A 24,074-nucleotide genomic window follows, 5' to 3' on the forward strand; every position below is an offset into this window, starting at 1 on the left:
GTTCACTTCACTTCTGGTGCGTCCGGGCCCCGGAGGTGTCCGGCGTGGCGGTCGGGAGCGGCGGTGGCCGTACACGAAGTAGACCACGGGCCCGACGGCCGTCCGGACCCCGAAGACCACCCGGGTGACGGTGGGCGGGCCGCCCGTCGTCCGGACGCGCGACCCGAGGCCGAGGGCGGGCCGGGCCGTCGGCAGCAGGACCCGGAAGACCCGGCCGAGGGGTGGCGGACTGCGGATCTTGGCCGGTCAGCGGTCGTCCGGTTCGCCCGCAGCGGCGCGGGCCTCCGCGGCGTCCGCCGCGTCGAAGCCGATCTCTCCGGGCCGGCCGCGGGCGGCCTCCTGGGCGTCGATCCAGCGGGTGTGCGCCTCCCAGGCGGCCTGCTTGCTGGTGCCGAGCGCCGCCCCGATCCGCGTCCAGGAGGCACCGGCCTCGCGGGCGGCGCGGACGGTGAGCTGACGCCCGTAGGCGGCCTTGCGGGCGACCACCTCGCTCAGGGCGAGCAGTTCGAGGAGCTGGGAGCGGTCGAGGGCCTCGTCGTCGCTTCCGAACCCGGCGAGGGACTCGCGGGCACGCAGTTCGTCGAGACGGGCCACGGCGGTCAGCAGGGTGTGCTGCGGCTCGATGCTCTGCGGTGTCGTCATGCGTCCAGCGTCTCGTCAGGCCTGCTTGACGTCAAGCAGGCCTGACGAGTCGATGTCCGGACCGGGGCGTGGATCAGCTCCAGCTGGCGTGCAGGGGCTTGCCCTCGGCGTATCCGGCGGCGCTCTGCACGCCGACGACCGCCTTCTCGGCGAACTCCTCCAGGGAACCGGCCCCGGCGTAGGTGCAGGAGGAGCGGACGCCCGCGATGATCGAGTCGATCAGGTCCTCGACGCCGGGCCGGGCCGGGTCGAGGAACATCCGGGAGGTGGAGATGCCCTCCTCGAACAGCCCCTTGCGGGCCCGGTCGTACGCCGACTCCTCCGAGGTGCGGTTGCGCACCGCTCGGGCGGAGGCCATGCCGAAGGACTCCTTGTAGGCGCGGCCGTTGGCGTCGTGCTGGAGGTCGCCCGGGGACTCGTAGGTACCCGCGAACCAGGAGCCGACCATCACGTTGGACGCACCGGCCGCGAGGGCCATGGCCACGTCGCGCGGGTGGCGGACACCGCCGTCGGCCCACACGTGCTTGCCGTACTTCTTCGCCTCGGCGGCGCATTCCAGGACGGCGGAGAACTGCGGCCGGCCCACGCCCGTCATCATGCGGGTGGTGCACATGGCGCCCGGACCGACGCCGACCTTGATGATGTCGGCGCCCGCCTCGATCAGGTCGCGCACGCCTTCCGCGGAGACGATGTTGCCCGCGACGATCGGGACCCGCGGGTCGAGGGCGCGCACGACCTTGACGGCGCTGATCATCGACTCCTGGTGGCCGTGCGCGGTGTCGATGACGAGGGTGTCCACGCCCGCGTCGAGCAGCTGCTTGGCCTTGCCCGCCACGTCGCCGTTGATGCCGACGGCGGCGGCGACACGGAGCCTGCCTCCGGCGTCGACGGCCGGGGTGTACAGGGTGGCGCGCAGGGCGCCCTTGCGGGTGAGGATGCCGGCGAGGCGGCCGTCCCCGTCCACGGCGGGCGCGTAGCGGCGGTTGGCCGCGTCTAGGGTGTTGAAGGCCTCACGCGGGTCCAGGTCGGCGTCGATGAGGATCAGGTCCTTGGACATGACCTCCTCGAGCTGGGTGAAGCGGTCCACGCCGGTCAGGTCGGTGTCGGTGACCACGCCGACGGGCCTGTTGTCCCCGTCGACGACGACGCCGGCGTTGTGCGCGCGCTTGGGCAGCAGGGACAGCGCGTCGGCGACCGTCTGGTGCGGGGCCAGCACGATGGGGGTGTCCAGGACGTGGTGGCGGCTCTTCACCCAGGTGACGACGTCGGTGACGACCTCGATCGGGATGTCCTGCGGGATGACCACGAGCCCGCCCCGCCGGGCGACCGTCTCGGCCATCCGGCGGCCCGCGATGGCGGTCATGTTGGCGACGACGAGCGGGATGGTGGTGCCCGTGCCGTCCGGGGAGCCGAGGTCCACGCCCTGCCGGGAGCCCACGGCGGAGCGGCTCGGCACCATGAACACGTCGTCGTACGTCAGGTCGTACGAGGGCTGTATGTCATTCAGGAAACGCACGTGCTGCACATCCCAGTCGATCAGAGGTGGCCCCCGGACAGGTCAGCCAGGGGGAAAGAGCACGTACTTCATTCTCCCACGACCGGCCGCCCGCCACCCCCGGGCAGATCATCCAGGCTGGTCAGCGACCGTCTTGGAGGAACCTCCAGGATCGGACGGATCGGACGGACCGGCCGGACCGGCCGGACCGGCCGGACCGGAGGGGCGACGAGGGGGGGCGGACTGCGCCGGGTCACGGACGCGGCGGCCCCTCGAGTTCGCCCGCCCGTGCCCGACCGAGGACTCCGCGGGACGGCCACGAGCCGTCCCGCGGAGTCCTCGGTCGTGCCGCGCGCTTCCTCCCGGTCGTCCGCCCCGACGACCCTGCCCTTGTGTGAGGCGCCGTCAGATCCCGTCCGGGTCCGTCCGGTTGAGCGTCGACTTCGGCGCCGAGCCCGCCGTCATCAGGTAGTCCGCGGCCGACGTGTCCGTCACCAGGCTGGTGACCAGGCCGGAGCGCAGCACCGCGTCGATGGCCGCCGCCTTGCGCTGCCCGCCCGCGATCGCGACGACCTCGGGGATGCGGCGGAGCTGGTCGGCCTTGACCGTGATGCACCGCTCCCCCAGGTCCCGCCCGACCCGGCGCCCCTCGGCGTCGAAGAGGTGCGCCGACATCTCGGCGGCGACACCGAGCGACGCGTAGTGCGCGCGCTCCTCGTCGCTGAGCATGTCGTGCACCGTCGAGATGCCCGGCTCCCAGGAGCCGATGGAGACGCAGGCGACCGTGACCTTGTCGAAGTACTCGAAGGCCCGGGCGATCCCGGTCTGGTGCCGCAGCGCCTGCGCGGTCGCCGCGTCCGGCAGCAGCATCGGCGCGTAGATGGGGTGCGCGTCGCCGCCGGACACCTGGGCGGCGCGGCGGACGGCCTCGACCGAGCCGCGCTCGGCGGTCCCGGCGTCGTACACGCCCGTCAGCTGCACCACCGTGCAGGGCGGCAGCCGGTCGAGCGCCGCCGCCATGTGGATGGTGGACCGGCCCCAGGCCAGGCCCAGCACGTCGCCCTCGTTGACCAGCTCACCGAGCAGGTCGGCGGCCACCTCCCCCAGGTTCTCCGGGTCGGGCGTCTCCTCGGCGTCGGCCGGGGACTCCACCACGACCGCGTGCCTGAGCCCGTAGCGGGCGCGCAGCGCGTCCGAGCGCTCGGCGTCCAGTTCGGCAGGCACCCGGATCTCGATTCGTACAAGGTCTCTCTCGAGGGCGGTCTCGAGAACCCTGGCCACCTTGAAGCGGCTGACGCCGAACTCCTCCGCGATCTGGATCTTGGACTTGCCCTCGAGGTAGAAGCGGCGGGCCATGGCCGCCGCCTGGACCAGCTCAGCGGGTCCCATCCGCATGGCTGAACGGCCCGCCGACATACCCGACACGGCGTTCTCCTCACTGCTGTTCACACTCTGGATACGCCGTTCATCCTTGCAGATTCGGCGCACTTGATCAGCCCTGATGGGAGCCGTTCACGTTCTGTTCCTCAGTGGTCGCACGACCAGGACGCCTTGGTGGCCGCCGCCTCGGCCTGCGTGCGCAGTGCACGCACCGCCTCGGCCGGGTCGGACGCCCCGTACACGGCGGATCCCGCGACGAAGACGTCGGCGCCGGCGTCGGCGCACCGCTCGATCGTCGACGCCGAGACCCCGCCGTCGACCTGGAGCCACAGCTCCAGACCGTGCCTCTTGATCAGCTCACGGGTGCGCCGGATCTTCGGAAGCATGATGTCGAGGAACGCCTGCCCGCCGAAGCCCGGTTCAACCGTCATGATCAGGAGCATGTCGAGTTCGGGCAGCAGATCCTCGTACGGCTCGACCGGCGTCGCCGGCTTCAGCGCCATGGACGCGCGGGCGCCCTTGGCCCGGATCTCGCGGGCCAGCCGCACCGGGGCGGCGGCCGCCTCGGCGTGGAAGGTGACGGAACCGGCGCCCGCCTCCACGTACTGCGGCGCCCAGCGGTCGGGGGCCTCGATCATCAGGTGGCAGTCCAGCGGGGTGTCCGTCGCCCGTGCCAGGGACTCGACCACCGGCACGCCGAGCGTGAGGTTCGGGACGAAGTGGTTGTCCATGACGTCGACGTGGAGCCAGTCGGCTCCCCCGACCGCCTCGGCCTCGTCCGCGAGGCGGGCGAAGTCGGCGGACAAGATGCTGGGGTTGATCTGCGCGGCCATGCCCCAAGCCTCCCATGCCCTCCGGGGCGGGCGGGCACGGGTCCGGGGTGGCCGGCCTGTTCGCCGGCCGCGGGCCCGGTGGTGGATCGCCCGTGGGCGGCGGCGGAGCCGCGAAGAGTCGCAGCCCCGCGCCGACTTCTGGGGCGCGTTGTCGGCACGCGTTACGCGGTGCGGCGGATCAGGGCGAGGTACATGGCGTCCGTGCCGTGGAGGTGGGGCCACAGCTGGAGGTCGGGTCCCTCGCCCAGGTCGGGGACGCCGGGCAGCAGCGGCCGGGCGTCGAGCAGTTCGGCGTCGGGATGCTGCTTGAGGACGTCCGCGACGACGGCGCGGGTCTCCGCGAGGTGCGGCGAGCAGGTCGCGTAGGCGACGACGCCTCCGACCCGCACGGCCTCCAGGGCGCCGCGCAGCAGCCCGCGCTGGAGCGGGGCGAAGCCCTCCAGGTCCTCGGGGCGCCGCCGCCAGCGCGCCTCGGGACGGCGCCGCAGGGCGCCCAGGCCGGTGCACGGCACGTCGACCAGCACGCGGTCGAAGCTTCCCGGCCGCCACGCCGGACGGGTCCCGTCGGCGGTGATCACCTGGTACGGCCCGGGGTTGCCGTCCAGCGCCCTGGCCACGAGCCCGGCGCGGTGCGGCTGCTTCTCGGAGGCGAGCAGGAAGGCACCCCGTTCGGCGGCCAGGGCCCCGAGGAGTGCGGCCTTGCCGCCCGGTCCGGCGCACCCGTCCAGCCAGCGCCGGTCCGGCCCGTCCAGGGGCGCGTTGGCGAGGGCGAGCGCGACGAGCTGGCTGCCCTCGTCCTGCACACCGGCCCGGTTCTCCCGTACGGCGTCCACGGCCCCGGGCTCGCCGCCCTCGCTCAGCCGCACCGCGTACGGCGACCAGCGTCCCGCTACGGCGGCCTCCTCACCGAGCAGTTCCTCGCGGGTGGCCCGGCCCGGCCGCGCGACGAGCGTGACCTCGGGGCGTTCGTTGTCGGCGGCCAGCAGTTCCTCGATGCCGCTCCGGCCGCCGCCCAGGGAGTCCCACAGCGCGGAGACCACCCAGCGCGGGTGCGAGTGCACGACGGCGAGGTGGTCCTCGGGGTCCTCGTCGTAGGACGGGGCGACCCGCTCCAGCCACCCGTCGAGGTCGTCCCGGGCCACCTTGCGCAGCACGGCGTTGACGAACTTGGCCCGCCCGTCCCCGAGCACGACCCGGGCCAGCTCCACGGAGGCGGAGACGGCGGCGTGGCTCGGGATCCGCGTGCCGAGCAGCTGGTGCACGCCCAGGCTGAGCACGTCCAGGACCGGCGGATCGACCTCGCGCAGCGGCCGGTCCACGCAGTCCGCGATGATCGCGTCGTACGTCCCCTGCCGCCGCAGCGTCCCGTACACCAGCTCGGTCGCGAGGGCGGCGTCCCGGGCGTCGAACTTCTCGGGGCCCTCCTTCTCCCGCGCCTTGCGCAGCAGCGGCGGCAGGACGAGGTTGGCGTACGCGTCCCGCTCGTCCACGGCCCTGAGCGCCTCGAAGGCGAGGATGCGGACGGGGTCCTTCTGGGGCCTGCGGTACGGCTTGCCTGGCTTGCGGGGACGACGAGGCTGCTCGCTCACGAAAAAGGTGCTCCGGGTGTGGGGTGAAGGGTGCCCACCAGCGTACGCCGGGCCGGTGAACGGTGAAGCGGAGGCGCTGGGGCGCGCAGCCGCAGGTCAGCGGCCGAGCAGCTCGCCCTCGGTGATCCGCGCCCCGCGCGCCCAGTCCGCGGCACGCATCGGCTTCTTGCCCTGGGCCTGCACCCACAGCAGCTCGACGGCATGCGAGCCGGTGCCGACGTACACGTTGTTCTTCGCGGCGGCGAGCTGCCCCGGGGCGAGGTCGGTCCGGTCGGGCAGGGGCAGGGCCTGCACGAGCTTGAGCCGCTCGCCCCGGAAGGTGGTCCAGGCGCCGGGCGCCGGGGTGCAGCCGCGCACCACCCGGTCCACGCGCAGCGCCGGTGCCGTCCAGTCGATCCGGGCGTCCTCGACGGTGATCTTCGGCGCGAGGGTGACGCCCTCGGCCGGCTGCGGCACGGCCTCCAGGCTGCCCTCCTCGATGCCGTCCATGGTGGCCGCGAGGAGGCCGGCGCCGGCGAAGGCCAGCCGGGTCAGCAGGTCGCCGCTGGTGTCGGTGGGGCGGACGGTCTCGGTGACCGTCCCGTAGACGGGTCCGGAGTCCAGGCCCTCCTCGATCAGGAAGGTGGACGCGCCGGTGATCTCGTCGCCCGCCATCAGCGAGTGCTGCACGGGAGCGGCCCCGCGCCAGGCGGGCAGCAGCGAGAAGTGCAGGTTGACCCAGCCGCGGGCGGGCACGTCCAGGGCGACGCGGGGCAGCAGGGCGCCGTAGGCGACGACGGGGCAGCAGTCGGGCGCGATCTCGCGCAGCCGCTCCAGGAAGTCCGGGTCGCGGGGCTTCGCGGGCTTGAGTACCTCGATGCCCGCCTCCTCGGCCCGCTCGGCCACGGGCGAGGCGACCAGCCGGCGCCCGCGCCCTGCCGGGGCGTCGGGCCGCGTGACGACGGCGGCCACCTCGTGGCGCCCGGAGGCGATCAGGGCGTCCAGGGCGGGAACGGCGACCTCGGGGGTACCGGCGAAGACGAGCTTCATGGGTGGGACGGGCCTCTCGGGGCGGGGGTGGTGGCGGGCGACGCACCAGTCTACGAGCCCGCGGGTCACGGAGAACCGCCGACGGCGCACCGCCGCCGCGAGGCCGGTGGTACGGGGGTGGGAGGCGCTCCGGGGCCGCGGGCCGAGGGGGCGCACGAACAAACCCCCACGCCCCCGCCCCGTGACCAACGGCGCACCCGCACGTTGGTCAAGGAAGAGTTGACACACCGGGCCGTCCGCGCGACCCGATTCCTTTCAACGCCGGTTCGAGAGGCTTGTTCATGGCCGACCACGCAACCCACGACGCCCAGGCTCGGGCCAGCCTGCACTTGCTGGTGCGGGACATCGAGCGGGTCCGCCGGCAGGTGGACGCACTGCGCACCCTCACCGCCCAGCTGGGCAACGTCTACCGCCCGCGCCGCTCCGGCCCCTCCGCGGGCTTCGTCGTCTACGGACGTGCTCCCGCCCCGACCGTCCGTCTCGCCCAGGAGCTGCGGGACAGCGTCGAGACCCTGGTCACGGCCGCCGTGGACTTCGACCGTTCGCTCGGCTTCTCGTGGGACGCGGTGGGTTCGGCACTCGGCGTCACCAAGCAGGCGGTGCACCGCCGCTACGGCGCCCGCCGCGCCGCCGCCCAGACGGCGTCCGCCACCGAGGCGCCCGAGCACGTACCGGAGCCGACAGGCACCCGCGCGGTCGACGTGGGCCCCGGGCTCCCCCCGGTGCCCACCGTTCCGGCGGCCCGCTCCATGCCGACGCAGCCGACCTCCGGCAGCCCGGCGCTGCGCGACGAGGTCCGCCCGACGGCCTTCCCCGGCCCGCGCAACGGCTGACCGCCGACGACGCACCCCGCACCACCGACCGACTCGCACCACCGCACCACCGGCCGACTCGCTCCACCGCACCACCGACCCGACCCGCACCACGGCTCCACCGCACCACCGACGCGACCCGCACCACGGCTCCACCACACCACCGGCCGACCCGCACCGGCCGGCCGAGATGTCACACCGGCCCCCGCCCCCCGGCGCCCCTCCGGGGAGGCGGGGGCCGCGGCGTGCAGGGGTCCTCAGCCGATGTCGGGCGGATCGACCCGCACCCACACCGCGGCCTCGCTCCCCCGTGCCGTCCGCGCCGCCTGAGCGGTCTTCAGCGCGCCGGCCAGCGCCGCCCCGCGCCCCGGCGGCACCCGGACCAGCGCCCGTTCCCAGTGCTCCCCGGCGGCGGCGCCCCCACCCGCCGCGGCCGCCCGGCCGCCGTGACCGGCAACGGCACCGGTCCGAGAACCTCCGCCTCCGGCGGCAGCTCGACCGCGCTCAGGAATTCGGCCACCGCCTCCGGCGACCCGGCCACGGCCGCCATCCGCGACACGGGCGGAAAACCCAGCTCGGCCCGTTCACTCAGCTCCCGCAGCGCGTGTCCTGCGGGGTCCCAGCGCACCAGCGCCTGCACCGGCCGCAGGGTCGGCTCGGCGACCGCGACGACGGTGCCCCCGGCACTGTGCGGGCGCACCAGGGCGGCGGCGGCCAGCCAACGCCGCAACGCGTCCTCGCCTGCGCGCAGGTCCGGGCGCCCGAGCATCGCCCAGCCGTCGAGCAGCAGGGCCGCCGCATAGCCGCCCTCGGCGACCGGCTCGGCCCCCGGGGTGCTCACGACCAGCGCGGGAGCCTCGGACACGGTGTCCAGCACGTGCTCCCGCCCGGAGGTCCGCACGGGCACGGCGGGAAAGGCCCGCCCCAGCTCCTCCGCGGTGCGCCGGGCGCCCACGACCTGCGCCCGCAGCCGGAAGGCTCCGCACTCCGGGCAGTGCCAGGCACCCTCCTCCCGCCCGCACCAGCCGCACCGCAGCGCGGACCCCGACTCCTGCCCCTCCAACGGCCCCGCGCAGTGCCGGCACCGGGCGGGCGCACGGCACGCCGCGCAGGCCATCCGCGGTACGTAACCCCGCCGGGGCACCTGGACGAGCACCGGACCGAGCCGCAGCCCGTCCCTGACGGCCTGCCAGGCCAGGGTCGGCAGCCGCGCGGCACGGGCGGCCTCGTCCCGGGCCAGGTCCTGGTCCCCGACGGTCCGCACCAGCGGGGCGGCCGCACGCACCTGCTCCCGCGCCGCGACCAGAGGCCGGGCCCAGCCGGTCTCCACCAACTGGGCCGCCTCCACGGTGCAGCTCCAGCCGCCCAGCAGGAAGGCGCACCGGTCCTGGGCGGCGCGCAGCAGCAGCACCTCCCGCGCGTGCGGCTGCGGGGCATGCGGCTCGCTGTGGCTGCCGTCGCCGTCGTCCCACAGGGCGACCAGGCCGAGGTCGCGCACCGGCGCGAACATGGCGGCCCGGGTCCCGATCACGGCCCGTACGGCCCCCCGGCGCACGGCGAGCCACTGCGCGTACCGCTTCTCGGGACCGGCGTCCGCGGTCAGCACCGCGTGCCGCCCCTCGCCGAGGAGGGCGGTCAGCGCGGCGTCGGCGCGGGCGACCGCCCGTCCGTCGGGCAGGACGGCCAGGGCCCCCGGCCGGAGGCCAGCGTCGCCCCCATGGCCCGCGCCAGCTCCTCGGTCCACAGCGGACCGGGCAACGCGTTCCACACCGCGCGCGGCGCACCCCCCGACGCGAGGGCCGCCATGAACGCGGCGCCCTGCTCGTAACGCGCCCACGACCCCGGTTCGGGTGCCGGCGGCGCGGGCAGCGGCTGCGGCGAGGCCCGCTTCTCGGCGCGCGCGTTGCGTGGCGGTACGGCGAGTTGGAGGACGTCCGCGAGGCTGCCCGCGTACCGGTCGGCGACCGCGCGGACGAGGCCCAGCAGCTCCTCGTCGAGGATCCGCTCGGGCGAGACGACCTGGGCGAGCGCCGCCAGGGGCCCCGCGTAGTCGGACTCGGCGAGCCGCTCGACCAGGAACCCGTCGATGAGCCCGCCGCCCTCGCGTCGGCCGTCGCGCACCCGGTGCCGCCCGGCCCCGAAACGCACCCGCACCCGCACCCCCGGCTGCGCCTCGGCGTCCAGCTCCTCGGGCACGGCGTAGTCGAAGTACCGGTCGAGATGGAGCACGCCCTTGTCGACGAGGACCCTGGCGACCGGCAGCTCCTTGGCGAGGGCGGCTCCGCGCCAGGTGCGCGGCTTGGCCCGTGGGGTGTTCGCCCGGCGCACCGTCTCCCGGATGAGCGCGAGCTGCTCGGGCGGCGCGTCCTGCGCGCCGCCCTTAGCCGGTCCGTTCTCGCTGCTCACGCCTGCATTCTCGCAAAGACCACTGACAACGCGGCCGGAGCCGGGTCGCACGAGGAGGCCCGGCGTCCCCACCGGGGACACCGGGCCTCGTCACGTGCCTTCGGACGCGTTACGCCCGGACCTCCTACCGCCCTGTGGCCTTCCCGCGGCCCCGTGGCCTTCCTACAGCCCCGTGGCCTTGCGCAGCGCGTCCACGCGGTCGGTGCGCTCCCACGTGAAGTCGGGCAGCTCGCGGCCGAAGTGACCGTACGCGGCGGTCTGGGCGTAGATCGGGCGGAGCAGGTCGAGGTCGCGGATGATGGCGGCCGGACGGAGGTCGAAGACCTCGTCGATCGCCTTCTCGATCTTCTCGTGGTCGATCTTGGCGGTGCCGAAGGTCTCCACGAACAGGCCGACCGGCTCGGCCTTGCCGATGGCGTAGGCGACCTGAACCTCGCAGCGGGCGGCGAGCCCGGCGGCGACGACGTTCTTGGCGACCCAGCGCATCGCGTAGGCGGCGGAGCGGTCGACCTTGGACGGGTCCTTGCCGGAGAAGGCGCCGCCGCCGTGGCGGGCCATGCCGCCGTAGGTGTCGATGATGATCTTGCGGCCGGTCAGGCCGGCGTCGCCCATCGGGCCGCCGATCTCGAAGCGGCCGGTGGGGTTGACCAGGAGACGGTAGTTCTCCGTGTCGAGCTTGATGCCGTCGTCGAGGAGCGCCTTCAGCTCGGGCTCGACGACGAATTCCTTGATGTCGGGGGCGAGCAGCGACTCGAGGTCGATGTCGCTCGCGTGCTGCGAGGAGACGACGACCGTGTCGAGGCGGACGGCCTTGTCGCCGTCGTACTCGATGGTGACCTGCGTCTTGCCGTCCGGGCGCAGGTAGGGGATCGTGCCGTTCTTGCGGACCTCGGACAGGCGCTTGGACAGGCGGTGCGCCAGGAAGACCGGCAGCGGCATCAGCGTCGGCGTCTCGTCGGACGCGTAGCCGAACATCAGGCCCTGGTCACCGGCGCCCTGCCGGTCCAGCTCGTCCTCGTCGCCCGCGGCCGCGCCCCCGACCCGGCTCTCGTACGCCGTGTCGACGCCCTGGGCGATGTCCGGGGACTGCGCGCCGATGGAGACCGAGACACCGCAGGAGGCGCCGTCGAAGCCCTTCTTGGAGGAGTCGTAGCCGATTTCCAGGATCTTGCCGCGGACGAGGGTGGCGATGTCCGCGTAGGCCTTGGTGGTGACCTCGCCGGCCACGTGCACCAGACCGGTGGTGATCAGGGTTTCGACGGCGACCCGGGAGGCCGGGTCCTCACGCAGAAGCGCGTCGAGAATGGTGTCGCTGATCTGGTCAGCGATCTTGTCGGGGTGACCTTCGGTCACGGACTCCGAGGTGAACAGGCGACGGGACACAACGCTCCCTGGGGTTGCAGCGGCTGCTGGCTGATCATTTGTGGACGGCACGGGGAGCTGCACCCGGCGACGTCCGAGAACAGTTTATCGGTCGCACTCTGCCGCGGGCCCACCTGTCTCAGCTCTCGGGAGGGCTGTGACCTGCGGCACGGGCATTCTGCCCAGAAGGAGGCGCCGTTGGCCAGGGTCGCCACGCTCGAATGCGCCGTCTTCGAGGCCGCCTCAAACGAATGGGCCATTCATTCCAGCCGCCCGGCGACGAGGTCCCAGACCTGGTCGGCCAGGGCTTCCTTCGGGCCGTGGGGCACCGGGGTCTCGCTTCCGTCGGCGCCCAGGATCACGGCCTCGTTCTCCTCGGAGCCGAAGGTCCTGCGCTCTCCCACCTCGTTCACCACGAGCAGGTCGCAGCCCTTGCGCTTGAGCTTGGCGCGGCCGTTGGCGAGGACGTCGTCGGTCTCCGCGGCGAAGCCGACGATCACCTGCCCGGGGCGGGCCCGGGTCCCGGAGATCTCCGCGAGGATGTCCGGATTGCGCACCAGGGCGATCGGCGCGGGCTCCTGGCCGTCCTTCTTCTTGATCTTCCCCGTGGCGTACGCCGCCGGGCGGAAGTCCGCCACCGCCGCGGCCATGACGACGGCGTCGGCGTCGGCCGAGGCGCGCAGCATCGCCTCGCGCAGCTCCACCGCGGTGCCCACCGGTACCACGTCGACGCCGGCCGGGTCCGGCATCGACGCGTTCGCCGCGACCAGCGTGACGCGGGCGCCGCGGGCGGCGGCGGTGCGGGCGAGGGCGTAGCCCTGCTTGCCGGAGGAGCGGTTGCCGAGGAAGCGGACCGGGTCGAGGGGCTCCCGGGTGCCGCCGGCGCTGACGACGACGTGCCGCCCGGCGAGGTCGGGCTCGCGCACCCCGCGGGCGAGGACCCTCCGGCAGACCTCGAAGATCTCGCCGGGGTCGGGGAGCCGGCCCTTGCCGGTGTCGACGCCGGTGAGGCGGCCGACGGCCGGTTCGATCACGACGGCGCCGCGGCGGCGCAGCGTCGCGACGTTCTCCTGGGTGGCCGGGTGCTCCCACATCTCGGTGTGCATGGCGGGGGCGAAGACGACCGGGCAGCGGGCGGTGAGGAGCGTGTTGGTGAGGAGGTCGTCGGCGAGGCCGTGGGCGGCCTTGGCGAGCATGTCGGCGGTGGCGGGGGCGACGACGACCAGGTCGGCGTGCTGGCCGATGCGCACGTGCGGGACCTCGTGGACGTCGTCCCACACCTCGGTGGAGACGGGGTTGCCGGACAGGGCGGACCAGGTGGCGGCGCCGACGAAGTGCAGTGCGGAGGCGGTGGGCACGACGCGGACCTCGTGCCCGGACTCCGTGAGTCTGCGCAGCAGCTCACAGGCCTTGTACGCGGCGATGCCGCCGCTGACCCCCAGAACGACCTTGGGCTTGTCCACTGTGTCTCGCCGACCTCTCCCCGACTCGGATGCGCGTAGGTCCCATCACACACCACAGGCCCGGCAGTCGGGCTGCCGGGCCTGTGGATAAGTCAGCACAAGGCTGAAAATACTATCGCCGATGCTGTCGGTACTACTGCGCCGGACCCTCGATGGCCTCGGAGGTCAGCAGCCCGGCGTTGATCTCGCGCAGGGCGATCGAGAGCGGCTTCTCGTGGACGTGGGTGTCGACGAGCGGACCGACGTACTCGAGGAGGCCCTCGCCGAGCTGCGAGTAGTACGCGTTGATCTGGCGGGCCCGCTTGGCCGCGTAGATCACGAGGCTGTACTTCGAGTCCGTGGCCTCGAGGAGCTCGTCGATCGGCGGGTTGATGATGCCCTCGGGCGCGGAGATGGAAGAGGACACGCTCTACCTTCCGATGGATGGGAAAGATTCAGCCGGGATGACCACAGGGTGACCAGTGGCGATCACACGACGTTCGTCAAGGCTAGCAGCTCGCGCGCCACGTCCTCGACGGAGGTGTTCACCAGGGTCTGGTCGAACTCCGGCTCGGCGGCCAGCTCGACCTTGGCCGCGGCGAGGCGGCGCTCGATGACCTCCGGCGGTTCGGTGCCCCGGCCGGTGAGCCTGCGCACCAGCTCGTCCCAGGAGGGCGGGGCCAGGAACACCAGGCGGGCTTCGGGCATGGACTCGCGGACCTGCCGCGCGCCCTGGAGGTCGATCTCCAGGAGCACCGGCTCACCGGCCTCCAGGCGCTCCAGCACGGCCGTGCGCGGCGTCCCGTAGCGGTTGCCGGCGAACTCGGCCCACTCCAGCAGCTCACCGTTGGCGATCAGCTTGTCCATCTCCTCGTCGCTGACGAAGAAGTAGTGGACGCCGTGCTGCTCACCGGGGCGGGGCCGGCGGGTCGTCGCCGAGACCGACAGCCATACCTCGGGGTGTTCGTTGCGCATATGGGCGACGACCGTGCTCTTGCCGACCCCCGAGGGGCCGGAGAGCACGGTCAGCCGCGGACGTGCGTCCGGGGGTACGGGGGACGTCCCCCGGGGTGTTGCAGCCATGCAGCGATTATTCCAGCAATCGCGCAGTGGTCGGGACTCAGCTGCCGGTGCTGCCGAACTCCCGCTCGAGGGACGCGATCTGGTTGGAACCGAGACCGCGCACGCGGCGGCTCTCGGAGATGCCCAGTCGCTCCATGATCTGCTTGGCGCGGACTTTGCCCACGCCCGGCAGGGACTCGAGGAGGGCGGAGACCTTCATCTTGCCGATGACGTCGTTCTCCTGACCCTGCTTGATGACCTCGTGGAGGGAGGCGCCGGAGTGCTTGAGTCGATTCTTGACCTCGGCCCGCTCCCGGCGAGCCGCGGCGGCCTTTTCGAGCGCGGCTGCGCGCTGTTCAGGGGTAAGGGGCGGAAGAGCCACGCCTACGTCACCTCGGATGTCGAACTGTCGGATACGGACCGGTGAGGAACCTAGTCGCCCCTCACCTGGTGAGCCACGAGCAACACGCTCGCCCGTTGACTCTCGACGGAGACTAGCGGTCAACTCCTCCAGAGTCAGCGAGAACAGCGGAAAAGTCCTGGTCAGCCTCCGTCAGGGCGGACATTTAGGACATACTCCCTCTGATTTGAGGATGTATCCAGAGTCAGGACGCCGTGACCGCGTTCCGAATGTCGGCCGCGAAACGGTCGGCGGCCGTCCGCAACGCCCCCACATCCGGACCGTGACGAAGGACACCCCGGCTGACGTTGGGCACCACGTTGCGCACCGCCGCGCCGAACACGCCCGGCAGGTCCGCGGGCGTGGCCCCCTGGGCTCCGATGCCCGGCGCCAGCAGCGGGCCGTTGATGTCCAGGTCGTACGAGGACAGGTCACCGAGGGTGGCACCGACCACCGCGCCGAAGGAGCCCAGCGGCTCCTCCCCCGCGTTCTCGGCGGCCAGGTGCGCCAGCATCGTCGCCCCGACGCCGAGCCCGTCGCCCCGCACCGCGTGCTGGACCTCGCCGCCCTCCGGGTTGGACGTCAGCGCCAGCACGAACAGGCCCGCGCCGCTCTCCCGCGCCAGATCGACGGCCGGCTTCAGGGAGCCGTAGCCGAGGTACGGGGAGACGGTCAGCGCGTCCGAGAACAGCGGCGCGTCCTTGTGCAGGAACGACTCGGCGTACGCGGCCATGGTGGAGCCGATGTCGCCGCGCTTGGCGTCCATGACGACCAGCGCACCGGCCGCCCGCGCCTCCTGGACCGACGTCTCCAGGACCGCGACGCCGCGCGAGCCGAAGCGCTCGAAGAAGGCGCTCTGCGGCTTGAGGACCGCGACCCGGTCGGCCACCGCCTCCACGACGGTGCGGCTGAAGCGCTCCAGCCCGGCCACGTCGTCGTTCAGGCCCCACTCGGCGAGGAGGGAGGCGTGCGGGTCGATGCCGACGCACAGCGGCCCCCGCTCGTCCATCGCGCGGCGCAGCCGGGCACCGAAGGGTTCCATCACCGTCATGCGTGCTTCCTCACGTCGGCGCCGACCGCGTCGGCGAGGGTGGCGTACGGGCTCTGCCGCAGGCGGGCGGCGAGCCCCTTGTGGATCGCGCGGCCCCAGAAGGGCCCCTCGTAGATGAACGCGCTGTAGCCCTGGACCAGCGTGGCACCGGCCAGGATGCGCTCCCAGGCGTCCTCGGCGGTCTCGACCCCTCCGACACCGACGAGGGTGATGCGGTCGCCCACGCGCGCGTACAGGCGGCGCAGCACCTCCAGGGAGCGTGCCTTGAGGGGGGCGCCGGACAGGCCGCCGGTCTCCCCGACGAGGTCGGGGGGCGAGGTCAGGCCGAGCCCCTCGCGCGCGATGGTGGTGTTGGTGGCGATGATGCCGTCCAGGCCCAGCTCCACGGCCAGGTCGGCGACGGCGTCCACGTCCGCGTCGGCGAGGTCCGGCGCGATCTTGACCAGCAGCGGCACGCGTCGCGCGGTCACGGCGCGGTCGGCGGCCTCGCGGACCGCGCTCAGCAGCGGGCGCAGCGCCTCGGTGGCCTGGAGGTCGCGCAGTCCGGGCGTGTTGGGCGAGGAGACGTTGACGACCAGGTAGTCGGCGTGCGGGGCGAGCCGCTCGGCGGACTTCACGTAGTCGGCGACGGCCTCCACCTCGGGGACGACCTTGGTCTTGCCGATGTTGACGCCGACGACGGTCCGGAAGACGGGCGTACGGGAGGCCAGGCGGGCCGCCACGGCCAGCGAGCCGTCGTTGTTGAAGCCCATGCGGTTGATCAGCGCCCGGTCGCTCACCAGGCGGAACAGCCGCTTCTTGGGGTTGCCGGGCTGGGGCTCGCCGGTGACGGTGCCGATCTCGACGTGGTCGAAGCCGAGCATCGCCATGCCGTCGATCGCGACCGCGTTCTTGTCGAAGCCGGCGGCCAGCCCGAAGGGGCCGTGCATGCGCAGGCCCAGCGCCTCGGTGCGCAGCTCCTCGTACCGGGGCGCGAGCGCGGCGGCGACGAAGGTACGCAGGACGGGGACGCGCACGGCCAGGCGGATCCAGCGGAAGGCGAGATGGTGGGCCCGCTCCGGGTCCATGCGGGAGAAGACGAGCTTGAAGAAGATCTTGTACATGTGTCCTCGTGAAGCCTCTGTGGTGCGCCGGGGCTCATGAAGAGGGGGACACCGTTTCCGGTGTCCCCCTCGGGGCTGCTAGTCGCGGGCGGCGATCAGGAACTCTGCGTGTTCCTGGAGTGAGCGCACTCCCACGTCGCCGTGGGTGAGGGCGTCGATGCCCTGGACCGCCGCCGCCAGTGCCTGGACCGTCGTCAGGCAGGGCACGGAGCGCGCCACGGCCGCCGTCCGGATGTCGTAGCCGTCGAGGCGGCCGCCGGTGCCGTACGGGGTGTTGACGATGAGGTCGACCTCACCGTCGTGGATGAGCTGGACGATGGTCTTCTCGCCGTTCGGGCCGGTGCCCTCGGACTGCTTGCGCACGACGGTGGCGTTGATGCCGTTGCGCTTGAGGACCTCGGCGGTGCCGGAGGTGGCGAGCAGTTCGAAGCCGTGGGCGACCAGTTCGCGGGCCGGGAAGATCATCGAGCGCTTGTCCCGGTTGGCGACCGAGATGAAGGCGCGGCCCTTGGTGGGCAGCGGCCCGTACGCGCCCGCCTGCGACTTGGCGTAGGCCGTGCCGAAGACGGAGTCGATGCCCATGACCTCGCCGGTGGAGCGCATCTCCGGGCCCAGCACCGTGTCGACGCCGCGGCCGTGGATGTCCCGGAAGCGGGACCACGGCATCACGGCCTCCTTGACGGAGATCGGCGCGTCCAGCGGCAGCTCGCCGCCGTCACCGGTGGCCGGGAGCAGGCCCTCGGCGCGCAGTTCGGCGACGGTCGCGCCCAGCGAGATGCGGGCGGCGGCCTTGGCCAGCGGCACCGCGGTCGCCTTCGAGGTGAAGGGGACGGTGCGCGAGGCGCGCGGGTTGGCCTCCAGGACGTAGAGGATGTCCCCGGCCAGCGCGAACTGGATGTTGATCAGGCCGCGCACGCCGACGCCCTTGGCGATGCCCTCGGTGGAGGCGCGCAGCCGCTTGATGTCGAAGCCGCCCAGCGTGATCGGGGGCAGGGCGCACGCCGAGTCGCCGGAGTGGATGCCGGCCTCCTCGATGTGCTCCATGACGCCGCCGAGGTACAGCTCCTCGCCGTCGTACAGGGCGTCGACGTCGATCTCGATCGCGTCGTCCAGGAAGCGGTCGACCAGGACCGGGCGGGACGGGCTGATCTCGGTCGACTCGGCGATGTACGCCTCGAGGCGGGTCTCCTCGTAGACGATCTCCATGCCGCGTCCGCCGAGGACGTAGGAGGGCCGCACCAGGACCGGGTAGCCGATCTCGTCGGCGATGGCCTTGGCCTCGGCGAAGGTGGTGGCGGTGCCGTGCTTGGGGGCCGGGAGCCCGGCCTCGGCGAGGACCCGGCCGAAGGCGCCGCGGTCCTCTGCGGCGTGGATGGCCTCGGGCGAGGTGCCGACGACCGGCACGCCGTTGTCCTTGAGCGCCTGGGACAGGCCCAGCGGGGTCTGGCCGCCGAGCTGGACGATCACGCCCGCGACCGGTCCGGCCTGCTGCTCCGCGTGGACGATCTCCAGGACGTCCTCCAGGGTGAGCGGCTCGAAGTAGAGCCGGTCGGAGGTGTCGTAGTCGGTGGAGACGGTCTCGGGGTTGCAGTTGACCATCACGGTCTCGTACCCGGCGTCGGACAGCGCGAAGGAGGCGTGGACGCAGGAGTAGTCGAACTCGATGCCCTGGCCGATGCGGTTCGGGCCGGAGCCCAGGATGATCACCGCGGGCTTCTCACGGACCGCGACCTCGGTCTCCTCGTCGTAGGAGGAGTAGAAGTACGGCGTCTTCGCGGCGAACTCGGCGGCGCAGGTGTCGACCGTCTTGTAGACCGGGCGGATGCCGAGCGCGTGCCGGACCTCGCGGACGACGTCCTCGCGCAGGCCGCGGATCTCGCCGACCTGCTGGTCGGAGAAGCCGTGCCGCTTGGCCTCGGCGAGCAGGTCGGCGGTCAGCTCGGGCGCGGCGGCCAGCTCGTCGGCGATCTCCTTGATCAGGAAGAGCTGGTCGACGAACCAGGGGTCGATCTTCGTGTACTCGAAGACCTCCTCGGGCGTGGCGCCCGCGCGGATGGCCTGCATGACGGCGTTGATGCGGCCGTCGGTGGGCCGCACGGCCTCCCGCAGCAGCTCCAGCTTGTCGCCCGGCTCGCCCACGAAGGTGAACTGGCTGCCCTTCTTCTCCAGCGAGCGCAGCGCCTTCTGGAATGCCTCGGTGAAGTTCCGGCCGATGGCCATGGCCTCGCCGACCGACTTCATGGTGGTGGTGAGGGTGGAGTCGGCGCTCGGGAACTTCTCGAAGGCGAAGCGCGGGGCCTTGACGACCACGTAGTCGAGCGTGGGCTCGAAGGAGGCCGGGGTCTCCTGCGTGATGTCGTTCGGGATCTCGTCGAGGGTGTAGCCCACGGCCAGCTTCGCGGCGATCTTGGCGATGGGGAAGCCGGTCGCCTTGGAGGCGAGTGCCGAGGAGCGCGACACGCGCGGGTTCATCTCGATGACGATCACGCGACCGTCCTCGGGGTCCACCGCGAACTGGATGTTGCAGCCGCCGGTGTCGACGCCGACCTCGCGGATGATCGCGATGCCGACGTCGCGCAGCACCTGGTACTCGCGGTCGGTCAGCGTCATCGCGGGCGCGACGGTGATCGAGTCGCCGGTGTGCACGCCCATGGGGTCGAAGTTCTCGATGGAGCAGACGACCACGACGTTGTCGTTCTTGTCGCGCATCAGCTCCAGCTCGTACTCCTTCCAGCCGAGGATGGACTCCTCCAGGAGCACCTCGGTGGTCGGCGAGAGGGTGAGTCCCTGTCCGGCGATGCGGCGCAGCTCCTCCTCGTCGTGGGCGAAGCCGGAGCCGGCGCCGCCCATGGTGAAGGAGGGGCGGACGACGACGGGGTAGCCGCCGAGCGCGTCGACGCCCTTGAGGACGTCGTCCATGGAGTGGCAGATGTAGGACCGGGCGGACTCGCCGTGGCCGATCTTCTTGCGGACCTCCTCGACGACCTCCTTGAACAGGTCGCGGTCCTCGCCCTTGTTGATGGCCTCGACGTTGGCACCGATCAGTTCGACGCCGTACTTCTCCAGGACGCCGTTGCCGTGCAGCGAGATCGCGGTGTTCAGGGCCGTCTGGCCGCCGAGGGTGGGCAGCAGCGCGTCGGGCCGCTCCTTGGCGATGATCTTCTCGACGAACTCGGGGGTGATCGGCTCGACGTAGGTGGCGTCGGCGATCTCCGGGTCGGTCATGATCGTCGCCGGGTTGGAGTTCACCAGGACGACGCGCAGGCCCTCGGCCTTGAGCACGCGGCACGCCTGGGTGCCGGAGTAGTCGAACTCGGCGGCCTGGCCGATGACGATCGGGCCGGAGCCGATGACCAGGACGGACTGGATATCGGTGCGCTTAGGCACGCTGGCCCTCCATGAGGTTCACGAAGCGGTCGAACAGGTAGGCGGCGTCGTGCGGGCCGGCTGCCGCTTCGGGGTGGTACTGGACGCTGAAGGCCGGCCGGTCGAGGAGCTGGAGCCCCTCCACCACGTTGTCGTTGAGGCAGACGTGGGAGACCTCGGCGCGGCCGTAGGGGGTGTCGGAGACCTGGTCGAGCGGGGCGTCGACGGCGAAGCCGTGGTTGTGCGCGGTGACCTCGACCTTGCCGGTCGTACGGTCCTGCACCGGCTGGTTGATGCCGCGGTGGCCGTACTTCAGCTTGAAGGTGCCGAAGCCGAGGGCGCGGCCCAGGATCTGGTTGCCGAAGCAGATGCCGAAGAGCGGGGTACCGCGTTCCAGGACGCCCCGCATCACGGAGACCGGGTGGTCGGCGGTGGCGGGGTCGCCGGGGCCGTTGGAGAAGAACACGCCGTCGGGCTCGGCGGCGTAGACGTCCTCGACGGTGGCCGTGGCGGGCAGGACGTGCACCTCGATGCCGCGCTCGGCCATGCGGTGCGGGGTCATGCCCTTGATGCCGAGGTCGATCGCGGCGACGGTGAACTTCGCGGTGCCGAGCGGGACGGCTTCGCCGTCGGGGCCGATCGCGGGGACGACGTACGCCTCGGTGGTGGCGACCTCGGCGGAGAGGTCGGCGCCGCTCATCTCGGGGGCCTGGCGGACCTCGGCGAGCATGGTGCCCTCGTCGGGCAGGGCCTGGCCGGAGAAGATGCCGACGCGCATCGCGCCGCGTTCGCGCAGGTGGCGGGTGAGGGCGCGGGTGTCGATGCCGGAGATGCCGACGACGCCCTGGGCGGCCAGCTCCTCGTCGAGGGAGCGCGTCGAGCGCCAGTTGGAGGGCACGCGCGCGGGGTCGCGCACGACGTAGCCGGAGACCCAGATCTTCTTGGACTCCATGTCCTCGTCGTTGATGCCGGTGTTCCCGATGTGCGGGGCGGTCATGACGACGACCTGGCGGTGGTACGACGGGTCGGTGAGGGTCTCCTGGTAGCCGGTCATGCCGGTGGAGAACACGGCTTCGCCGAAGGTGGCCCCCACGGCCCCGTAGGCGCGGCCGCGGAAGATCCGGCCGTCCTCCAGGACGAGTACGGCGGGAGTCCGGCGGGCTCCCCTGGTGGAGGTCGTCATCGTGCGCCTTCCGTTTCCGTCTTGTTGATCATGTCGTTCAGGGTTTCGACCCACTCGTTGTGCTCGGCCGCGTGGTCGGAGCGGAAGCCGGAGTCGATCAGCTTGTCCCCGTGCGCCCAGGTGACGACCAGCAGGCCGCCCTCGGTGAGGACCTTGCCGGCGATGCCCTTGTCGAGCCGGGCCTCGCGCAGGGCGGCGAGCGGGACGAAGAAGTCGGCGGCGCCGGGGCGTACGACGTCCAGACCCGCGTCCGTCAGGGTCAGCTCGACCCGGCTGCGGGTGCCCAGGCCGTGCGCCACGATGCGGTCCAGCCACTGCCCGGCGGTGGTGGAGCCGTGGTAGCGGCCGCTCATGCCCAGTTTCGCCGGGCCGGGCTCGTCCGGCGCGGCGGGCAGTTCGGGCAGGTCGCTCTGGAGCGTGCCGCGCCACTTCCAGCCCTCGCGCATCAGCCAGTAGACGAGGGCGACGAACAGGCCGAGGCCGACGACCCAGCCGACGCGGGCGGCCCAGTCGGTCACTTCCGCCGATTCCTTCTCGGCGGCCAGCAGGATTACCGGTGCTACAGATGTCACGTGAGCTTCCCGTCGACGAGCGTGGCCTTGCCCCGCAGCCACGTGTGCGTCACACGGCCCGGCAGCTCACGACCCTCGTAGGGGGTGTTGCGACTGCGCGAGGCGAAGCCCGCGGGGTCCACCTGGCCACGGTATGCCTCCTCGACGAGGGTGAGGTTGGCGGGCTCACCAGCCGAGACGGGGCGGCCGTGTCCGGTGGCCTGTCCGATCTGCGCGGGCTTGACGGACATGCGGTCGGCGACGCCGGCCCAGTCCAGCAGGCCCGTGTCCACCATGGTCTCCTGCACCACCGACAGCGCGGTCTCCAGGCCCACCATGCCCATGGCGGCGGCGGCCCACTCGCAGTCCTTGTCCTCGTGCGGGTGCGGGGCGTGGTCGGTGGCGACGATGTCGATCGTGCCGTCGGCGAGCGCCTCGCGCAGGGCCATCACGTCGCGCTCGGTGCGCAGCGGCGGGTTGACCTTGTAGACCGGGTTGTAGGACCGGACCAGTTCGTCGGTGAGGAGCAGGTGGTGCGGGGTGACCTCGGCGGTGACGTCGATGCCGCGGGACTTGGCCCAGCGGACGATCTCGACGGACCCCGCGGTCGACAGGTGGCAGATGTGGACGCGGGAGCCGACGTGCTCGGCGAGCAGCACGTCGCGCGCGATGATCGACTCCTCGGCGACGGCGGGCCAGCCGCCGAGGCCCAGCTCTGCGGAGACGACGCCCTCGTTCATCTGGGCGCCCTCGGTGAGCCGGGGCTCCTGGGCGTGCTGGGCGACGACGCCGCCGAAGGCCTTCACGTACTCCAGGGCGCGGCGCATGATCACGGCGTCGTGGACGCACTTGCCGTCGTCGGAGAAGACGGTGACACCGGCCGCGGACTCGTGCATGGCGCCCAGCTCGGCCAGTTTGGCGCCCTCCAGGCCGACGGTGACGGCGCCGATGGGCTGCACGTCGCAGTAGCCGGACTCCTGGCCGAGCCGCCAGACCTGCTCGACGACGCCCGCGGTGTCGGCGACCGGGAAGGTGTTGGCCATGGCGAAGACGTTGGTGTAGCCGCCGCTCGCCGCGGCGCGGGTGCCGGTGAGGACGGTCTCGGAGTCCTCCCGGCCGGGCTCGCGCAGGTGGGTGTGGAGGTCGACCAGGCCCGGCAGCAGCACCTTGCCGTCGGCCTCGACGACCTCGGCGCCGTCGGCGGACAGGTTCCGGCCGACCGCCTCGATGACGGTGCCGTCGATCAGTACGTCCTGGGGCTCGCCGCCGAGCACCTTCGCACCGCGGATCAGGGTCTTGCTCATCTGCTTACTTCTCCTCGGTGGAGCGGGCGTGGGACACGGCGGGCTCGTTGCCGCCGAGCAGCAGGTACAGGACGGCCATCCGGATGGAGACTCCGTTGGTGACCTGCTCGACGGCGGTGCAGCGGTCGGAGTCGGCGACCTCGGCGGTGATCTCCATGCCGCGGACCATCGGGCCGGGGTGCATCACGATGGCGTGGTCGGGCATCTTCGCCATGCGGTCGCCGTCGAGGCCGTAGCGGCGGGAGTACTCGCGCTCGGTGGGGAAGAACGCGGCGTTCATGCGTTCGCGCTGCACGCGCAGCAGCATCACCGCGTCGGACTTGGTCAGCGTGGAGTCGAGGTCGTAGGAGACCTCGCAGGGCCAGGTCTCGACGCCGACCGGCAGCAGGGTGGGCGGGGCGACGAGGGTGACCTCGGCGCCGAGGGTGTGCAGGAGGTCGACGTTGGAGCGGGCGACGCGGCTGTGCAGGATGTCGCCGACCAGGGTGACGCGGCGGCCGTCGAGGTCCTTGCCGAGGCCCGCGTCGGGGCCGACCAGGCGGCGGCGCATGGTGAAGGCGTCCAGGAGGGCCTGGGTGGGGTGCTGGTGGGTGCCGTCGCCCGCGTTGATGACGTGGGCGTCGATCCAGCCGGAGGTGGCCAGGCGGTAGGGGGCGCCGGAGGCGCCGTGCCGGATGACGACGGCGTCGACGCCCATCGCCTCCAGGGTCTGGGCGGTGTCCTTGAGGGACTCGCCCTTGGAGACGCTGGATCCCTTGGCGGTGAAGTTGATGACGTCCGCGGACAGCCGTTTCTCGGCGGCCTCGAAGGAGATCCGGGTCCGGGTGGAGTCCTCGAAGAAGAGGTTGACGACGGTACGGCCGCGCAGGGTGGGCAGTTTCTTGATCGGCCGGTCGGCGACCCGGGCCATCTCCTCGGCGGTGTCGAGGATCAGGACGGCGTCGTCGCGGGTGAGGTCGGCGGCCGAGATGAGATGACGCTGCATCTGTCAGGCTCCGTAGGGCGATTCATGCGGAAGAGCGGGATAATTCGGGCGGCCGGGCGTGCGCGCGGGCACACCGAGC

General features: G+C 72.5%; 19 protein-coding genes and 1 pseudogene. 1 reads left to right on the top strand and 19 read right to left on the bottom strand.

Going from position 1 to position 24,074, the window contains the following annotated elements:
- Positions 1-246: 246 nt before the first annotated feature.
- The 6 genes from BJ961_RS24050 to fmt form a co-directional block, all read right to left on the bottom strand.
- Complete coding sequence (locus tag BJ961_RS24050) at positions 247-642, bottom strand: hypothetical protein (RefSeq protein ID WP_271414881.1); 396 nt, start codon at positions 640-642, stop codon at positions 247-249.
- 73 nt (positions 643-715) lie between these two features.
- Complete coding sequence (locus BJ961_RS24055; RefSeq protein ID WP_271414882.1) at positions 716-2,158, bottom strand: GuaB1 family IMP dehydrogenase-related protein; 1,443 nt, start codon at positions 2,156-2,158, stop codon at positions 716-718.
- 384 nt (positions 2,159-2,542) lie between these two features.
- Complete coding sequence (locus BJ961_RS24060) at positions 2,543-3,586, bottom strand: sugar-binding transcriptional regulator (RefSeq protein ID WP_271414883.1); 1,044 nt, start codon at positions 3,584-3,586, stop codon at positions 2,543-2,545.
- A gap of 77 nt (positions 3,587-3,663) precedes the next feature.
- On the bottom strand, positions 3,664-4,350 hold the full coding sequence (rpe, locus tag BJ961_RS24065) for a ribulose-phosphate 3-epimerase (protein ID WP_271414884.1): 687 nt from the start codon (positions 4,348-4,350) through the stop codon (positions 3,664-3,666).
- 161 nt (positions 4,351-4,511) lie between these two features.
- On the bottom strand, positions 4,512-5,939 hold the full coding sequence (locus BJ961_RS24070) for an RsmB/NOP family class I SAM-dependent RNA methyltransferase (RefSeq protein WP_271414885.1): 1,428 nt from the start codon (positions 5,937-5,939) through the stop codon (positions 4,512-4,514).
- Between the two features lie 96 nt (positions 5,940-6,035).
- Positions 6,036-6,968: a methionyl-tRNA formyltransferase gene (gene fmt, locus BJ961_RS24075; protein ID WP_271414886.1), complete on the bottom strand. Its 933-nt coding sequence runs from the start codon at positions 6,966-6,968 to the stop codon at positions 6,036-6,038.
- Positions 6,969-7,249: 281 nt separating this feature from the next.
- On the opposite strand from fmt, the gene BJ961_RS24080 reads away from it, so the two are divergent.
- On the top strand, positions 7,250-7,801 hold the full coding sequence (locus BJ961_RS24080; protein WP_271414887.1) for a hypothetical protein: 552 nt from the start codon (positions 7,250-7,252) through the stop codon (positions 7,799-7,801).
- A 236-nt stretch (positions 7,802-8,037) separates the two neighbouring features.
- On the opposite strand, the pseudogene BJ961_RS24085 reads toward BJ961_RS24080, so the two are convergent.
- From BJ961_RS24085 to BJ961_RS24145, 13 genes and pseudogenes are all read right to left on the bottom strand, one after another.
- Positions 8,038-10,186, bottom strand: a pseudogene (locus BJ961_RS24085) (primosomal protein N').
- Between the two features lie 162 nt (positions 10,187-10,348).
- Positions 10,349-11,569: a methionine adenosyltransferase gene (gene metK, locus BJ961_RS24090; RefSeq protein ID WP_271414888.1), complete on the bottom strand. Its 1,221-nt coding sequence runs from the start codon at positions 11,567-11,569 to the stop codon at positions 10,349-10,351.
- Between the two features lie 239 nt (positions 11,570-11,808).
- On the bottom strand, positions 11,809-13,011 hold the full coding sequence (gene coaBC / locus BJ961_RS24095; protein WP_271414889.1) for a bifunctional phosphopantothenoylcysteine decarboxylase/phosphopantothenate--cysteine ligase CoaBC: 1,203 nt from the start codon (positions 13,009-13,011) through the stop codon (positions 11,809-11,811).
- A 133-nt stretch (positions 13,012-13,144) separates the two neighbouring features.
- Positions 13,145-13,417 (bottom strand): DNA-directed RNA polymerase subunit omega, encoded by a 273-nt coding sequence (gene rpoZ, locus BJ961_RS24100; RefSeq protein ID WP_003977348.1) that lies wholly within the window; start codon positions 13,415-13,417, stop codon positions 13,145-13,147.
- A gap of 62 nt (positions 13,418-13,479) precedes the next feature.
- On the bottom strand, positions 13,480-14,073 hold the full coding sequence (gene gmk / locus BJ961_RS24105) for a guanylate kinase (protein WP_271414890.1): 594 nt from the start codon (positions 14,071-14,073) through the stop codon (positions 13,480-13,482).
- A 37-nt stretch (positions 14,074-14,110) separates the two neighbouring features.
- Positions 14,111-14,434, bottom strand: coding sequence for an integration host factor (locus BJ961_RS24110; RefSeq protein ID WP_003977346.1), 324 nt, complete (start codon positions 14,432-14,434; stop codon positions 14,111-14,113).
- A 223-nt stretch (positions 14,435-14,657) separates the two neighbouring features.
- Entirely contained in the window at positions 14,658-15,503 is an 846-nt protein-coding gene (gene pyrF, locus BJ961_RS24115) for an orotidine-5'-phosphate decarboxylase (protein ID WP_271414891.1), read from the bottom strand.
- On the bottom strand, positions 15,500-16,606 hold the full coding sequence (locus BJ961_RS24120; RefSeq protein WP_271414892.1) for a quinone-dependent dihydroorotate dehydrogenase: 1,107 nt from the start codon (positions 16,604-16,606) through the stop codon (positions 15,500-15,502). Before BJ961_RS24120 ends, pyrF begins: the two co-directional genes overlap by 4 nt.
- A 78-nt stretch (positions 16,607-16,684) precedes the next feature.
- Positions 16,685-19,993, bottom strand: a complete 3,309-nt coding sequence (carB, locus tag BJ961_RS24125; protein ID WP_271414893.1) for a carbamoyl-phosphate synthase large subunit — start codon at positions 19,991-19,993, stop codon at positions 16,685-16,687.
- Positions 19,986-21,155: a glutamine-hydrolyzing carbamoyl-phosphate synthase small subunit gene (gene carA, locus BJ961_RS24130; RefSeq protein ID WP_271414894.1), complete on the bottom strand. Its 1,170-nt coding sequence runs from the start codon at positions 21,153-21,155 to the stop codon at positions 19,986-19,988. The genes carB and carA overlap by 8 nt, the downstream gene beginning before the upstream one ends.
- Entirely contained in the window at positions 21,152-21,727 is a 576-nt protein-coding gene (locus BJ961_RS24135) for a PH-like domain-containing protein (RefSeq protein WP_271414895.1), read from the bottom strand. The genes carA and BJ961_RS24135 overlap by 4 nt, the downstream gene beginning before the upstream one ends.
- Complete coding sequence (locus BJ961_RS24140; protein WP_271414896.1) at positions 21,724-23,010, bottom strand: dihydroorotase; 1,287 nt, start codon at positions 23,008-23,010, stop codon at positions 21,724-21,726. The genes BJ961_RS24135 and BJ961_RS24140 overlap by 4 nt, the downstream gene beginning before the upstream one ends.
- Before the next feature lie 4 nt (positions 23,011-23,014).
- Positions 23,015-23,995 carry an aspartate carbamoyltransferase catalytic subunit gene (locus tag BJ961_RS24145; RefSeq protein WP_271414897.1) on the bottom strand — a complete coding sequence of 327 codons (981 nt, stop codon included), beginning with the start codon at positions 23,993-23,995 and terminating at the stop codon, positions 23,015-23,017.
- Positions 23,996-24,074: the final 79 nt, after the last annotated feature.

The organism is Streptomyces lienomycini (genome assembly GCF_027947595.1).
In the GTDB taxonomy this organism is placed as follows: domain Bacteria; phylum Actinomycetota; class Actinomycetes; order Streptomycetales; family Streptomycetaceae; genus Streptomyces; species Streptomyces lienomycini.

Bases quoted from the DNA above. Each gene is read 5' to 3' on its own strand.
- BJ961_RS24145 (WP_271414897.1), bottom strand. From the start codon at position 23,995: ATGCAGCGTCATCTCATCTCGGCCGCCGACCTCACCCGCGACGACGCC.
- gmk (WP_271414890.1), bottom strand. From the start codon at position 14,073: ATGGCTGCAACACCCCGGGGGACGTCCCCCGTACCCCCGGACGCACGT.
- fmt (WP_271414886.1), bottom strand. From the start codon at position 6,968: ATGAAGCTCGTCTTCGCCGGTACCCCCGAGGTCGCCGTTCCCGCCCTG.
- pyrF (WP_271414891.1), bottom strand. From the start codon at position 15,503: ATGACGGTGATGGAACCCTTCGGTGCCCGGCTGCGCCGCGCGATGGAC.
- carA (WP_271414894.1), bottom strand. From the start codon at position 21,155: ATGACGACCTCCACCAGGGGAGCCCGCCGGACTCCCGCCGTACTCGTC.
- rpe (WP_271414884.1), bottom strand. From the start codon at position 4,350: ATGGCCGCGCAGATCAACCCCAGCATCTTGTCCGCCGACTTCGCCCGC.
- BJ961_RS24080 (WP_271414887.1), top strand. From the start codon at position 7,250: ATGGCCGACCACGCAACCCACGACGCCCAGGCTCGGGCCAGCCTGCAC.
- BJ961_RS24140 (WP_271414896.1), bottom strand. From the start codon at position 23,010: ATGAGCAAGACCCTGATCCGCGGTGCGAAGGTGCTCGGCGGCGAGCCC.
- BJ961_RS24120 (WP_271414892.1), bottom strand. From the start codon at position 16,606: ATGTACAAGATCTTCTTCAAGCTCGTCTTCTCCCGCATGGACCCGGAG.
- BJ961_RS24050 (WP_271414881.1), bottom strand. From the start codon at position 642: ATGACGACACCGCAGAGCATCGAGCCGCAGCACACCCTGCTGACCGCC.